Source organism: Aeromonas sp. 30P, assembly GCF_051919805.1.
Classification (GTDB): Bacteria; Pseudomonadota; Gammaproteobacteria; order Enterobacterales; family Aeromonadaceae; genus Aeromonas; species Aeromonas veronii.
Genome location: NZ_JBQBEA010000001.1, coordinates 165,428 through 178,505 on the forward strand (window position 1 = coordinate 165,428; position 13,078 = coordinate 178,505).

The following is a 13,078-nucleotide window of genomic DNA, read 5'->3' on the forward strand; positions in this document are numbered from 1 at the left end:
AATCACCGTGCTAGTTCTAATAGCCATTCGCGGTAGAAACCGCCCCAATTTCACAGGATTTCCGGTTGTAACTATGAACATGGCCTCCCGTTTCGTCAGCATTATTGTGGTCCTAGTGGTGATTATTATCTCACCGCTCGGGGCTCGTTTAGCTGCACGGAACAAGGGATAGACCCACCACCGGACAGAACGAAACAAGCGACCCCCGAGCCTCACAGCTCGGGGGTTTTTTTTCGACCAAAGGACAGGATTTTCCACATGAACGGCGCGCAGTTTTTGGTACAGGCTCTCAAGAAACAGGGTGTGACCCAGGTGTTTGGTTACCCGGGCGGGGCCATCATGCCGGTCTACGATGCTCTGTATGACGGTGGTCTGGCCCATCAGCTCTGCCGCCATGAGCAGGGTGCCGCCATGGCCGCGGTCGGTTATGCTCGCGCCTCCGGTCAGGTGGGGGTCTGCATCGCTACTTCCGGCCCCGGCGCCACCAATTTGGTAACCGGTCTGGCGGAGGCGCTGCTCGATTCGGTGCCGCTGGTGGCCATCAGCGGTCAGGTGCCCTGTTCTGCCATCGGCACCGATGCGTTTCAGGAGGTCGACGTGCTCGGCATGTCCCTCTCCTGCACCAAGCACTCCTTCATGGTGACCGATGCCGCCGATCTGGGGCGGGTGTTGGCAGAGGCTTTCGCCATCGCCACCGAAGGGCGCCCCGGCCCTGTGCTGATCGATCTCCCCAAGGATGTGCAACTGGCCGCCGTGCCTGCCCAGAGCCCGCTGTTTGCAGTGGAAGAGCCGGAGGCGCTCAACCCCTCGGAACTGACCGCAGCCCGCACTCTGATCGCTGCTGCCGAGCGCCCGGTGCTCTACGTCGGTGGTGGAGTGGGCATGGCCAATGCCGAGCAGCAGTTGCGCGACTTTGCTGCCGCAACCGGCATGCCTGCGGTCACCACTCTCAAGGGGATTGGCGCGCTCGACCCCGATAGCCCCGTTTACCTCGGCATGCTCGGCATGCACGGCACCAAGGCGGCCAACTATGCGGTGCAGCAGTGCGATCTGCTGCTGGTGGTGGGTGCCCGTTTCGACGACAGGGTGACCGGCAAGCTGGAGGAGTTCGCCCCCGAGGCCAAGGTGATCCATCTCGATGTGGATGCCGCCGAGTTCGGCAAGCGCCGCGCCGCCGAGGTGGGTATCACCACGGATCTCAAGCAGGTGTTGCCACGCCTCGCCATGACTCTCGACATCGCCCCTTGGCGTGAGCACTGCGCGAACATGGCCCGCGAATATGCGTTTCGCTACGACCACCCGGGTCAGGCTATCTATGCGCCGGCCCTGCTCAAGCAGCTCTCAGCTCGGCTGCCGGAGAGCAGCGTGGTCGCCTGCGACGTGGGTCAGCACCAGATGTGGGTGGCCCAGCACATGCGCTTCACCAGTCCGCGCAACCACCTCTCCAGCGCCGGTCTCGGCACCATGGGGTTCGGTCTGCCGGCCGCCATCGGGGCCAAGATGTCGCGCCCGGAGGATGAAGTGGTGCTGGTGAGCGGTGATGGCTCTTTCATGATGAACGTGCAAGAGCTCGGCACCATCCGCCGCGCCCAGCTCAAGGTGAAGATGGTGCTGCTGGATAACCAGCGCCTCGGCATGGTGCGCCAGTGGCAGGAGCTGTTCTTCGACGGCCGCTACAGCGAGACCATCCTCTCCGACAACCCCGATTTCGTCGCCCTGGCTGCTGCTTTCGGCATCCCCGGCGAGACCATCACATGCAAGGAGCAGATAGCCGGCGCCCTCGATCGCCTGCTGACAAGCGAGAGTGCCTACCTGCTGCATGTGGCTATTTCAGAGGAAGAAAACGTCTGGCCCCTGGTTCCGCCGGGAGTCGCCAACCACAAGATGATGGAGCAACGCCCATGAACCCGCACACCCTTGCCCAGCCCGCATTTGCACAGCACACCCTGCATATCCATGCCCAGCCCAGACCGGAAGTGATGGAGCGGGTGCTGCGGGTGGTGCGTCACCGTGGCTTCAATCTCTGCGCCCTCACTATGGAAACGAGAGCGGAGCAGGATTGCCAACAGCTGCGGATCACGGTTACTGTCGAGTCGGTGCGTCCCATCCAGCAGTTGTGGAGCCAGCTGGTTAAGCTGGTGGACGTCTCCCGGGTCGATGCACTGGAACAGCAACCCCGGATCAGAGCTTAAGGAGCCAAGCCAATGTCACAGCCTTCCCAATCCGCCACTCATCCCCAATACATCTGGTTCAACGGCAAACTGGTGCCCTGGCAGGATGCCCAGATACACGTGATGAGCCACGCCCTGCACTACGGCTCCTCGGTGTTTGAGGGTGTGCGTGCCTACGATACCCCCAAAGGCACCTGCATCTTCCGTCTGCAGGAACACACCCGCCGCCTGTTCGACTCCGCCAAGATCTACTGGATGGACGTCCCCTACAGCGAGTCCGACGTGAATGAAGCCTGCCGCACCGTGGTGCGCGAGAACGGCCTGAAGAGCGGCTACCTTCGCCCGCTGGCCTTTGTCGGCAACGTGGGGCTGGGGCTGCATCCGCCGCTGGATGCCAAGGCCGACCTGATGGTGGCGGCCCTGCCGTGGGGCGCCTATCTGGGGGAGGAGGGGCTGAAAAATGGGGTGGATGTCTGTGTCACCTCGTGGAACCGGCTCGCTCCCAACACCATTCCCACCGGTGCCAAGGCGGGCGGCAACTATTTGTCATCCCAGCTGATCAGCCGCGAAGCCAAGCGCAACGGCTTCGCCGAGGGGCTGGCGCTGGATGTGAACGGCTATCTGAGCGAAGGGGCGGGGGAGAACCTGTTTCTGGTGAAGAACGGCGTACTGTTCACCCCGCCCGCTACCGCTGCCATCCTGCCCGGCATCACCCGCGACACCATCATGACGCTGGCCCGCGATCTCGGTTACGAGGTGCGCGAGCAGGCGCTGCCCCGCGAAGCGCTCTATGTCGCAGACGAGATCTTCATGACTGGCACGGCGGCCGAGGTGACCCCGGTGCGTTCCGTCGATCGGATGAAGGTGGGCGCTGGCAGCCGTGGCCCGGTGACCGAGCAGCTGCAGAACGCCTTCTTCGGCCTGTTCAATGGCAAGACCGAAGACAAGTGGGGTTGGCTGACCCCAGTCAACGACTGATGAGAGAGGGGAGGCGTCATGCCTCCCCGAGTCGCTTCCGGTGAGCGCTTCCCAGAGGAGTCTTCACCAGGATCGATTCCGATCCACTCGTATCATCACCGCATAACGCATCGAGCCCATATGGGCATTCAGGGAGTAGAGACATGCCGAAGTTGAGATCCGCCACCACCACCCACGGACGTAACATGGCCGGGGCCCGCGCCCTGTGGCGTGCCACCGGAATGACCGATCAGGATTTCGGCAAACCCATCATCGCCGTGGTCAACTCCTTCACCCAGTTCGTACCGGGCCACGTCCACCTCAAGGATCTGGGCCAGCTGGTGGCACGCGAAATCGAAGCTGCCGGCGGCGTCGCCAAGGAGTTCAACACCATCGCCGTGGATGACGGCATCGCCATGGGCCACGGCGGCATGCTCTATTCCCTGCCATCGCGCGAGCTGATTGCAGACTCGGTGGAGTATATGGTCAACGCCCACTGCGCCGACGCCATGGTCTGTATCTCCAACTGCGACAAGATCACCCCGGGGATGCTGATGGCGGCCCTGCGCATCAATATCCCGGTCATTTTTGTCTCCGGCGGCCCGATGGAAGCGGGCAAGACCAAGCTCTCCGACCAGATCATCAAGCTGGATCTGGTGGATGCCATGATCCAGGGCGCCGATCCCAAGGTATCGGACGCCCAGAGCGAACAGGTGGAGCGCAGCGCCTGCCCCACCTGTGGCTCCTGCTCCGGCATGTTCACCGCCAACTCCATGAACTGTCTGACCGAGGCGCTCGGCCTTTCCCAGCCGGGCAATGGCTCCATGCTGGCGACCCACAGCGATCGCGAGCAGCTGTTCAAGCTGGCGGGCCAGCGTATCGTGACCCTGGCCAAGCGCTGGTATGAGCAGGATGACGAGACCGCCCTGCCGCGCAACATCGCCACCAAGGCGGCGTTCGAGAACGCCATGGCGCTCGATATCGCCATGGGCGGCTCCACCAATACCGTGCTGCACCTGCTGGCGGCGGCGCAGGAGGCGGGCGTCGACTTCACCATGGCCGATATCGACCGCATGTCGCGCAAGGTGCCACAGCTCTGCAAGGTGGCACCCTCCACCCAGAAGTACCATATGGAAGATGTACACCGCGCCGGCGGCGTGGTCGCCATTCTGGGTCAGCTGGAAAAAGCGGGTCTGGTGCATGGATATACCCGTACCGTGCTGGGTTGCTCCCTCGTCGAACAGCTCAATGAGTATGACGTCAGCCGCCAGCCGAGTCAGGAGGTGGTGGACTTCTACCGCGCTGGCCCGGCCGGGATCCGCACCACCAAGGCGTTCAGTCAGGATTGCCGCTGGCCGGAGCTGGATCTGGACCGCGCCGAAGGGTGCATCCGCTCGCTGGACAACGCTTACAGCCAGGAGGGCGGCCTGGCGGTGCTCTCTGGCAACCTCGCGGTCAACGGCGCCATCGTCAAGACTGCCGGGGTGGATGAGGAGAACCTCACCTTCCGTGGCCCGGCACGGGTATTCGAGAGTCAGGAGAGCGCGGTGAGCGGCATCCTCGACGGTACCGTGAAAGCGGGCGAGGTGGTGGTGATCCGCTACGAAGGGCCGAAAGGGGGCCCGGGCATGCAGGAGATGCTCTATCCCACCACCTATCTGAAATCCATGGGATTGGGCAAGGCGTGTGCCCTGATCACCGATGGCCGTTTCTCCGGCGGTACCTCGGGCCTCTCCATCGGCCACGTCTCGCCGGAGGCTGCTTCCGGCGGCACCATAGGTCTGGTGGAGGATGGCGACATCATCAGCATCAATATCCCGGCCCGCAGCATGGTGCTGGAGGTGGCCGACAGCGTGCTGGCTGCCCGCCGTGTTGCCGTTGAAGCCCGTGGCTGGAAGCCGCTCGATCGTCAGCGTCAGGTCTCCTTTGCCCTGCGCGCCTACGCCATGTTCGCCACCAGCGCTGATAAAGGCGCGGTGCGCGATCGCTCAATGCTGGGGGAATAAATCATGGTCTCTGCGGCGGATTATCTACGCAAGGTGTTGCTCTCCCCCGTCTACGAGGCGGCGCGGGTCACCCCCTTGCAAACCCTGAAGAAACTCTCCGAGCGGCTCGGCAACCACGTCAGCCTGAAGCGGGAGGATCTGCAACCGGTCCACTCCTTCAAGCTGCGCGGTGCCTACCACAAGATCGCCACCCTGACCGAGGAGCAGAAGGCGCGCGGCGTTATCGCCGCCTCTGCTGGCAACCACGCGCAGGGGGTCGCCCTGTCGGCCGCCAAGCTCGGTATCAAGGCGATCATCGTGATGCCCAAGACCACGCCGGATATCAAGATCGACGCGGTGCGCCGGCAGGGCGGCAACGTCATGCTGTTTGGCAACAGCTTCGATGAGGCCTATGGCGAGAGTCGCCGCCTCTCCACGCTTGAGGGCTACACCCTGATCCCGCCGTTTGACGATGTCGAGGTGATCGCCGGGCAGGGCACCATCGGCAAGGAGCTGTTGGAGCAGGATACCCACCTCACCCACGTATTCGTGCCGGTGGGGGGGGGCGGGTTGGCCGCCGGGGTGGCGGTCTATATCAAGCAACTGCTGCCGGATGTGAAGGTGATCGGGGTGGAGGCGGAGGGTTCCGCTTGTCTCAAGGCTGCCATGGCGGCCGGTGAACCGGTCAATCTGGAGCGGGTCTCGCTGTTTGCCGACGGGGTGGCGGTCAAGCGCATCGGCGAGGAGACTTTCCGCCTCTGCAACCAGTATCTGGACGAGGTGGTGACCGTCTCCAACGACCAGATCTGCGCGGCACTGAAAGACATCTTCGACGACTGCCGTGCTATCGCCGAGCCGTCGGGTGCCCTGTCGCTGGCGGGCCTCAAGGCCTACAGCGAGCGGGAGCAGGTCAGGGGTGGCCGGATGGCAGCCATTCTGTCCGGTGCCAACGTCAACTTCCACAGCCTGCGCTACGTGTCGGAGCGCTGCGAGATTGGCGAGAAGCGCGAGGGCATGCTGGCGGTGACCATCCCCGAGCGCAAGGGGGCCTTCCTCGACTTCTGCCGTCAGCTCGGGCCGCGCATGGTGACCGAGTTCAACTATCGCTATGCGGATGCCGAGCAGGCGTCGCTGTTCGTCTCGGTGCGCCTCACCGGCGGTGACGAGGAGCTGGGTCAGATCATCGATCAGCTCGGCGGCAACGGCTATCCGGTGGTCAACATGACCGAGAGCGAGCTGGCCAAGAACCACGTGCGCTACATGATTGGCGGCCGCCCGGCCCGGCCCCTTGGTGAGCGTCTCTACAGTTTCAAGTTTCCGGAGCAGCCTGGCGCCCTGATGCGCTTCCTCGAGACTCTGGGCTGTCGCTGGAACATCAGCCTGTTCCACTACCGTAACCACGGTGCTGACTACGGCCGGGTGCTCTGCGCCTTCGAGCTGCCGGACGAGGACGTGGCCGCCTTCCACGACTACCTGCGCGAGATTGGCTACGGCTGGAAAGAGGTGAGCGACGACCCCGCCTACCGGCTGTTTCTGGCCAGTTGAGCAAGGGGGGCTTCAACAACTCGTCGGGAGGGAGGCGTTATGCCCAGCTTGTTTTTAAATTGAGCAATAAATATTGTTTTCATCAAAACAATCAAGCGTCATGAAATGACGCTTGATTGCAGATAATGCCTCTAGCAAGAGTTAGGAATTTCAATCTTTTCGCTTAGAGGTCATTATGTTGCAGTTGCTGGATAATCGTGTTGTATTTCCCGTTTCCTCTATTTTCCCCAAAGGGGCCTCTTTTCATATTGATCAGATGCCGCAACTTCTCAATACATTCAATCACTCTGTCGATACTGAAACAGCAAAACAGAGCGTCTCTCTCTGGATAGAGAGTGGCTTCGAGGCAGAGATGATGGAGCCATTATTGCATGCTGTCATTGTGACCTTTGGGGGCGGCTATCGGATCTGGGGCCGTAGCTCGACACACTTCATCGATAACCAGCGCGATTATAATCTGATACTTAAACAAGCTTATGTATTAGCCAGTCGACTAGATTTTGGGTGCTTGAAAGAGATAAAAAAAATCAAAGGTATTGGCGATACTTATGCAACCAAGTTCGTCCGATTCTTTAATGATAACTTTCCTGTGCTCGATTCCCGTATCCGCGAAGCGGGTGACTATGGCTGTAGTGATGAGCAATACAAGCACTATCATCATTTTTGCACCATCTTGGCTAGAGCTACATCTATGAGTTTAGCTGATGTTGAATCGTGCATTTTTTGCTTTATTCAAGTCAGTACAAGCAATAAAAAAATTTGGACTCAACATCATCAACTAAAACGAGAGTTATTTGTTCAGTGACATTGACCTGACCTGTATTGGCATACTTGTGGAAAGATGACATCAATATGTCAAGTAGCACTGATACACAAACGCCAGTTCCGATTTTCTACATACTACATAAAAATGAAAAGCATTCCCAAAAGGAATATTAAATGCATGAGTTATTAAAAGAAAGTAATAATGGTGTCGCGCTCTATGATGCTTTCTCTCATTATATAAATACACTAATGGAAAATGACCTGTGGAAGTCAGGAAGTGTAACCAATAAAAGGGTTTTTTGGGAAGATGGCAAGTTGGCAAGAGAGCAAGACAAGGAAATTTTTAATTCACCAGGTATATATATATGGGGCGGAGACCATTCCCCTGTTTACATAGGTAAAACGACGACAAGCTTCAAGAAGCGATTTGGGCGATACATATGGGGAAGCAAATCCCAGTGTAATTTGGCAAAAAAATATGCCCCACTTCTCCTTGAGTGCGGACTCGCCGGCTTTCCCATTGAGATCCGTGACTGGTATCGAAAAAACCATGGAAATAGTCTTGTGCGACTCAATGGTTCTCTGAGATTTGCTCAGGAGGGTATCGATAAAATTTGGTTCGCCTTGTTACCCGTAAATAACATTGATGAAATTGATTTTCTTGAAAAACAGCTAATAAAAATTGCACAGGAGTGGAATTCAAATAATGAAAGGCAACCACTTATAAACGTAAACTTTAACGCAAGTTAAATTCAAGTGAATATCCTGTTGTACAGATCTAGTTATCGCCTGACACCGGCATCAAACCGGTGTTTTGTTTACGCTACTTTAGTGCGCACTTCCTTCGGTATCAATTTCAGACCCTTCTTGAACATGTTGTAGGGGATTTGACCCTCCATCATCATTTTGCATCGACAGGTGCCGATGGCGCTCCACGGGCAGTGGCGAGGGCTCAGCCTGCTCTATCCTATGGAGCGACTATTTGAGGCTTATGTTGCTCGCCAACTGAGGCGTCAGCTCCCCTCAGGTCTTGGCCTGAAAACTCAATCGAGCGCTGAATATCTTTGCCACTATGGTCAGCTGGGTCATGCTGAGGGAGCCATGTTTCAGCTAAAGCCGGATTTGCTGCTGGAAGGGCACGCCAGCCTGCGGGTCATGGATACCAAGTGGAAACGGCTCGAGCAGGATAATCGTCGAGACAAGTTCGGCCTTTGCCAGCAAGATTTTTATCAAATGCTGGCCTATGGGCAGACCTATCAGAAGGGGGTGGGGGATATGCTCCTTATTTACCCCAAATGGCGTGGGCTGAACCGGGTCATTGGACTATTCTTGTTGGCCAATGCGGCCAGGCAGCCTTTGCGGCTCTGGGCCGTACCGTTTGACCTGGATTCCGGGCAGATGCACCTTCCCGATGAGATACGTTCGTCGTCACGGCAGCCCGTGGCCAGCTAGCGGACAGCATAATTGGCCAGCCCTTTACGCAGTCTGGCCAGCATGGTGTCGCGCAAGTCGGGCGGAGATATCACCTCGCTGATATCTGCAATAGACATCAGCCACCAACACAACTCCTCCGTGTCATTGACGGTGGCATGGATGATGAAATGGTATGAGCCGTCTGGTTCGATGCGCTGATTTTCACTTAGCCAGCTCTCTTGCAGGTGATACCCCTTGATATAATCCACTCGCAATGCCAGCTCAATGCTGCGGTGTCGGGCGAAGGCCAGGTTCCCCTTGGCCAGATAGTCGGTAAGCCTAAATCCCGGGGGCGTGGTGGCTGGCTTATCAATGATTTCGATCTGGGTTGCTCTATGGAGGGCAAAGTTTCGATATTCCCCGTTATCTACCAGCGTTGCGATGAGATAGAGGGTTGACCCCTTGGTTACCAGGGCAAGAGGATTAACCAGATAATGCTTGGCCACGTTTGGCGGGCGGGGGGTATATTCGATATCGATAACCCGTTTTTCCAGCAGCGCCTGTTCGACACCTTCCAGTACCAGCGTATTCACTTTGGGTGGACATAACTGAAAACCTGCCGGATGGGAGGCAATGCAGTTGGGCCACATCGCCAGCTTTTCGTGGGAATTGGCGAGCCGCTGCTCCGCTTGGGCAAAGAAATCGGCCAGATTACCTTGTAACTGGCGTGGCAACAGCCCCTGAAGGTGTTGCTTGGCCATACAAAGTGCCAAGGCTGTACTGGGCGTCATATCCAGCCAACCTTTACTGCCTTGTTTGCGTGACCAGCGATACGGACGCACTGTCTCATCGCTGAGGATGCTATGACGGCAGCTCAGGCTCTCCAGATCGCGCTGCACTTTGCGCAGTGTGACATCAAAGCCATCGCGCTCCAGTTTGAGTACGATTTCTGTCGTAGAAATTGATTGGGGTTCGTAAGGCAAATAGCTAAGGATGGCGAAATGGCGTTGGGTTTGGGTATCGGACATGGCAATGGAGTCAGAGCCTATTGAAGAGGGGGCATACTAGCCCCCGATTTTAGTCTGACTCAAGTGACGCGTTGATATTTTCTGAACCAGAGCCAAGTTTGTTGCCAGAACAAGCTGTTGTTAGGTCTGATGTCATTTAACTCTTACGATTCCACCACGATGATCGACCTGAATACGCACCAATTTTCGGCAATTGCGACACTGGCCGACACCGGTACCATTACGTGCTACGGCGGTGGAAACTGTGGTTGTCGTACCACAATGTGGACAGAGGATGGTGAAGTAATGACTCATTGAACTCTCCTGCTAACTTGGTTGCTGTGATGTGTGCAACGTTATAAACGGGAGTTGCGTCACTCAGAGTTGTTGCGGCAAGCGTCACCGGATGACGTCAGTGTGTTATTCAATAACTGCCAGCCGATTAACCCGGAATGTTCCCATGCTGATGTTGATTACCGAGTCGCCGCCAATAGGTGTTGAGCCTGAAGGCATCCTTTATCGCACCCCGGATGAGTTGGCACATACAGATGCCAATACCCCTGTTGCTGTAGTGATTGACCTGGCGTCTCCCTCTCTCGCCTTTTTGGAATGGGTGGCAAACCGCACCAGGATTACTATCTGGTTATCCCCCTCGTTTCTGACCCCGGAACACCAGTCACAGCTACATGCTCCTGGGGTTGATGGGGTGGCTGTTATCAATTGGTTGTATGGCTGGATGGCACCGGATGATTATTTGCAACCAGGTCAATGTCATGAGGTTCAGACATTATTGCAGTCTCATCGTTATGGTTGGTTGTTGGCGCAGAATGATTTGCCGCGCCATGCCGCGTCTCTGCAAGGAATTGATTACTCACTGAGGATTGCTTCAGAGGAGGAATGCATGGGGATGACGTTAGAGGATTTTGAGAACCAGTATCAGCAACTCAAAGCATTGCTGGCGCCCAAGGTGTTACACAACGCCTTGTTTAATTACCTACCGCAGGCAAGCTGCTTATTGTTGTCAAGGCATCCACGCAATGTCTTGCTTTGATAAAGCTAAAAGGCGGCGATTGGCGCGACTATGCAATCTCGGGATTGAATTCTATTACGGGGTCGGGTCGTCAAATGAACGTAAACAGATCGATAAAAATCACGCTCGCCAATTGTGGCTACAGGGGGCGAGCGAAGGCTGTGCCGATGCCATGAATATGTTGGCGGGCACCAGTGAACACCCGATGGAAGGCTGCCACTGGTATGAGACCGCTGCGCAGCAGGGAAGCGCAATCGCTATGTGTGCCCTGGGCGATATCCACTCTCTGGCGGGAGAGTGGGAGCAGGCAAACGCCTGTTTTCTGCAGGCAGCACAATCCGGGTCAGATAGTGCGATGTATTCTCTGGCTTTTAACATCCAGCATGGGCGGGGAGGCCGTCAGGATGAGAGGTTGGCGATGTATTGGTATCGCCGGGCGGCAACCAGGGGGCATACATGGGCTATCTACTGCCTTGCCAGATTGCTTGAGTCCGGATCGCCGGCAGAGCAGAAGGCATCTCGTGAATGGCTCAAGAAAGGTGTCAGTTTGCGGCACAAGGCGAGTGTCATGTGTTTTGCTTTACTGGAAGCCAAGAAGGGTAAGCGGGGGATTCAATGGTTAGAGATGGCATGTGTGATGCGGCATGTAACGGCAATTTCCTGGCTGGTTCGAGAAGTTGAGCAGGGAAGGCTTGCCCTAAGGGGGGCGTGACTTGCTGCCAGCTACGTACCTTGATTGCAGAGCTGTCATCGTTGCCTGATGACCTGTTGCCTGAAGAGCGATGTTTCTTGCCCTCAGATTATTGGGCCGAGATCACCCCCATGATTGATCAACAGTTGCCAGCTTGGCCGTTGGTACAAAACAGACCACTTTCCATACACCTGCCTCTCTCAAGCTGCAGGATGAAGATATAGTCCGCCGCTACGACTACCTGCGCGAGATTGGCTACGGCTGGAAAGAGGTGAGCGACGCCCCCGCCTACCGGCTGTTTCTGGCCAGTTGATGCTGCGATGAGGAGAGAGGGAGGTGTTGGCCTCCCTCTGTTTTTAGGCTGTAATTGGCCACTTCTGTCTGAGCCATTGAAATCCATAAGCCAGCGCCATCAGTAGCAGGGTGCCGGGCAGTACCGTTTGCCACAGGAAGGCTGGCTCTTGTCCTGTCATCAGGATCAGCAAGGGATTGGCGCCCGCTGGAGGATGGAGGATATTTAGTCCCTGCATCAGGGCGATGGCCAGCCCGGTTGCCAGAGCCATCTGCACTTCTGCGGGGAGGGGAAGCATGCCGATCACCAGTCCGACGCAGGCCGTCAGCAGGTGACCACCCAGCACATTTTTGGGGCGCGCCAGCGGGCTATCGGGCAGGGAAAACAACAACACACAGCTGGCCCCGAAAGGTGCCATGACTAGCGCGACATGCCAGCTAAGATTGAGCCATCCCAATATGCCGATGGTGAGTGCGGCGCCCACACCTGCCCATAGCGGGCCATACCATTTTGTCATCATGTTTTCCTCTTGGTTTGTCAGAACTGCTTAGGCACATCAGGTAGACAGATCGGTGTACTTCAAGAGGGAAATGATGAGCGAGAAGCGTCAACAACTGGTAGCGACGGCCTACCGTCTGTTCAACCGTCATGGCTTTCATGCCACCGGCATAGATCGCATCTGGGCCGAGGCGGGGAGTACCAAGCGCACCCTCTATCGCCACTTCCCGACCAAGGATGCCTTGATAGAGGAGGTGCTGCTCGCTCGTGACCGGGAGTTCTTCGCCCTGCTTGACCAACGGCTGGCCGGAGTGAGCGGACGTGAAGATCGCCTGCAGGCGTTGTTTGACGGCTTTGCAGAGTGGTTTGGCCGCTCTGATTTCTATGGCTGCAACTTTATCAACGCCAGTGCCGAGTTTGCCGACCCGCGCCATCCGGTGCGCAAGCTGGTGATGGCCCACAAGCAGGCGTTACTGGGCTGGGTGATAAACCAGCTCAACTGTTCTCTGGCACAGGCCACCGAGCTTTGCCTGTTGCTGGAGGGGGCGATCGTGATGGCTCACAGCTATCAGCAGCCACTGGCGCTGGAGCAGGCCAGAATGCTGGCAAAGACCATTTTGACCGACGATACCGCGATAATGCAGGCCGCTTCACACTCCTGATGGCTTGGTCATTTGAGGCTGCGTTCGGATGGGATACCCTGAATAGCGGAGAGGCCGCCTGA

At 57.3% G+C, this 13,078-nt stretch carries 14 protein-coding genes; 12 read left to right on the top strand and 2 right to left on the bottom strand.

Annotated elements, in window-relative coordinates:
• Positions 1–258 precede the first annotated feature (258 nt).
• The 8 genes from ilvG (at position 259) to ACTG2B_RS00805 (ending at position 8,875) form a co-directional block, all read left to right on the top strand.
• Positions 259–1,905 (top strand): acetolactate synthase 2 catalytic subunit, encoded by a 1,647-nt coding sequence (gene ilvG / locus ACTG2B_RS00770; RefSeq protein ID WP_439995032.1) that lies wholly within the window; start codon positions 259–261, stop codon positions 1,903–1,905.
• The gene (gene ilvM / locus ACTG2B_RS00775) at positions 1,902–2,192 is read left to right on the top strand and encodes an acetolactate synthase 2 small subunit (RefSeq protein WP_042079763.1); all 291 of its coding nucleotides are present in this window, start codon (positions 1,902–1,904) and stop codon (positions 2,190–2,192) included. The genes ilvG and ilvM overlap by 4 nt, the downstream gene beginning before the upstream one ends.
• Positions 2,193–2,204: 12 nt before the next feature.
• Positions 2,205–3,149, top strand: coding sequence for a branched-chain amino acid transaminase (locus ACTG2B_RS00780; protein WP_118880123.1), 945 nt, complete (start codon positions 2,205–2,207; stop codon positions 3,147–3,149).
• A gap of 143 nt (positions 3,150–3,292) precedes the next feature.
• The gene (ilvD, locus tag ACTG2B_RS00785) at positions 3,293–5,134 is read left to right on the top strand and encodes a dihydroxy-acid dehydratase (protein ID WP_429202353.1); all 1,842 of its coding nucleotides are present in this window, start codon (positions 3,293–3,295) and stop codon (positions 5,132–5,134) included.
• Positions 5,135–5,137: 3 nt separating this feature from the next.
• Entirely contained in the window at positions 5,138–6,658 is a 1,521-nt protein-coding gene (ilvA, locus tag ACTG2B_RS00790) for a threonine ammonia-lyase, biosynthetic (RefSeq protein WP_323969229.1), read from the top strand.
• 175 nt (positions 6,659–6,833) lie between these two features.
• Positions 6,834–7,463, top strand: coding sequence for a hypothetical protein (locus tag ACTG2B_RS00795; protein ID WP_216947706.1), 630 nt, complete (start codon positions 6,834–6,836; stop codon positions 7,461–7,463).
• 134 nt (positions 7,464–7,597) lie between these two features.
• Positions 7,598–8,173: a hypothetical protein gene (locus ACTG2B_RS00800; protein ID WP_216947707.1), complete on the top strand. Its 576-nt coding sequence runs from the start codon at positions 7,598–7,600 to the stop codon at positions 8,171–8,173.
• A gap of 174 nt (positions 8,174–8,347) precedes the next feature.
• Positions 8,348–8,875, top strand: coding sequence for an McrC family protein (locus ACTG2B_RS00805; RefSeq protein WP_254204752.1), 528 nt, complete (start codon positions 8,348–8,350; stop codon positions 8,873–8,875).
• Here the strand turns inward: ACTG2B_RS00805 and ACTG2B_RS00810 are convergent.
• Positions 8,872–9,864 carry a helix-turn-helix transcriptional regulator gene (locus tag ACTG2B_RS00810; RefSeq protein WP_439995033.1) on the bottom strand — a complete coding sequence of 331 codons (993 nt, stop codon included), beginning with the start codon at positions 9,862–9,864 and terminating at the stop codon, positions 8,872–8,874. The genes ACTG2B_RS00805 and ACTG2B_RS00810 overlap by 4 nt on opposite strands.
• Before the next feature lie 439 nt (positions 9,865–10,303).
• Between ACTG2B_RS00810 and ACTG2B_RS00815 the strand changes: the two genes are divergently transcribed.
• From ACTG2B_RS00815 to ACTG2B_RS00825, 3 genes are all read left to right on the top strand, one after another.
• The gene (locus tag ACTG2B_RS00815; RefSeq protein ID WP_429202348.1) at positions 10,304–10,894 is read left to right on the top strand and encodes a hypothetical protein; all 591 of its coding nucleotides are present in this window, start codon (positions 10,304–10,306) and stop codon (positions 10,892–10,894) included.
• A complete protein-coding gene (locus tag ACTG2B_RS00820) occupies positions 10,881–11,585 on the top strand; it encodes a tetratricopeptide repeat protein (RefSeq protein ID WP_439995034.1) in 705 nt (234 codons plus the stop codon). Before ACTG2B_RS00815 ends, ACTG2B_RS00820 begins: the two co-directional genes overlap by 14 nt.
• A gap of 133 nt (positions 11,586–11,718) precedes the next feature.
• On the top strand, positions 11,719–11,877 hold the full coding sequence (locus ACTG2B_RS00825) for a hypothetical protein (RefSeq protein ID WP_429202387.1): 159 nt from the start codon (positions 11,719–11,721) through the stop codon (positions 11,875–11,877).
• A gap of 43 nt (positions 11,878–11,920) precedes the next feature.
• On the opposite strand, the gene ACTG2B_RS00830 is transcribed toward ACTG2B_RS00825, so the two are convergent.
• Positions 11,921–12,373, bottom strand: a complete 453-nt coding sequence (locus ACTG2B_RS00830) for an HPP family protein (RefSeq protein WP_236327023.1) — start codon at positions 12,371–12,373, stop codon at positions 11,921–11,923.
• Positions 12,374–12,449: 76 nt separating this feature from the next.
• Between ACTG2B_RS00830 and ACTG2B_RS00835 the strand changes: the two genes are divergently transcribed.
• On the top strand, positions 12,450–13,016 hold the full coding sequence (locus ACTG2B_RS00835; protein ID WP_439995035.1) for a TetR/AcrR family transcriptional regulator: 567 nt from the start codon (positions 12,450–12,452) through the stop codon (positions 13,014–13,016).
• The last annotated feature ends 62 nt before the right edge of the window (positions 13,017–13,078 follow it).

What these genes read in the sequence shown, in the direction of transcription:
- ilvG (WP_439995032.1), top strand. Translation starts at nt 259, where the DNA reads ATGAACGGCGCGCAGTTTTTGGTACAGGCTCTCAAGAAACAGGGTGTG.
- ACTG2B_RS00780 (WP_118880123.1), top strand. Translation starts at nt 2,205, where the DNA reads ATGTCACAGCCTTCCCAATCCGCCACTCATCCCCAATACATCTGGTTC.
- ilvM (WP_042079763.1), top strand. Translation starts at nt 1,902, where the DNA reads ATGAACCCGCACACCCTTGCCCAGCCCGCATTTGCACAGCACACCCTG.
- ilvA (WP_323969229.1), top strand. Translation starts at nt 5,138, where the DNA reads ATGGTCTCTGCGGCGGATTATCTACGCAAGGTGTTGCTCTCCCCCGTC.
- ACTG2B_RS00810 (WP_439995033.1), bottom strand. Translation starts at nt 9,864, where the DNA reads ATGTCCGATACCCAAACCCAACGCCATTTCGCCATCCTTAGCTATTTG.
- ACTG2B_RS00815 (WP_429202348.1), top strand. Translation starts at nt 10,304, where the DNA reads ATGCTGATGTTGATTACCGAGTCGCCGCCAATAGGTGTTGAGCCTGAA.
- ACTG2B_RS00800 (WP_216947707.1), top strand. Translation starts at nt 7,598, where the DNA reads ATGCATGAGTTATTAAAAGAAAGTAATAATGGTGTCGCGCTCTATGAT.
- ACTG2B_RS00820 (WP_439995034.1), top strand. Translation starts at nt 10,881, where the DNA reads ATGTCTTGCTTTGATAAAGCTAAAAGGCGGCGATTGGCGCGACTATGC.
- ACTG2B_RS00830 (WP_236327023.1), bottom strand. Translation starts at nt 12,373, where the DNA reads ATGACAAAATGGTATGGCCCGCTATGGGCAGGTGTGGGCGCCGCACTC.
- ACTG2B_RS00795 (WP_216947706.1), top strand. Translation starts at nt 6,834, where the DNA reads ATGTTGCAGTTGCTGGATAATCGTGTTGTATTTCCCGTTTCCTCTATT.
- ilvD (WP_429202353.1), top strand. Translation starts at nt 3,293, where the DNA reads ATGCCGAAGTTGAGATCCGCCACCACCACCCACGGACGTAACATGGCC.
- ACTG2B_RS00835 (WP_439995035.1), top strand. Translation starts at nt 12,450, where the DNA reads ATGAGCGAGAAGCGTCAACAACTGGTAGCGACGGCCTACCGTCTGTTC.
- ACTG2B_RS00805 (WP_254204752.1), top strand. Translation starts at nt 8,348, where the DNA reads ATGGCGCTCCACGGGCAGTGGCGAGGGCTCAGCCTGCTCTATCCTATG.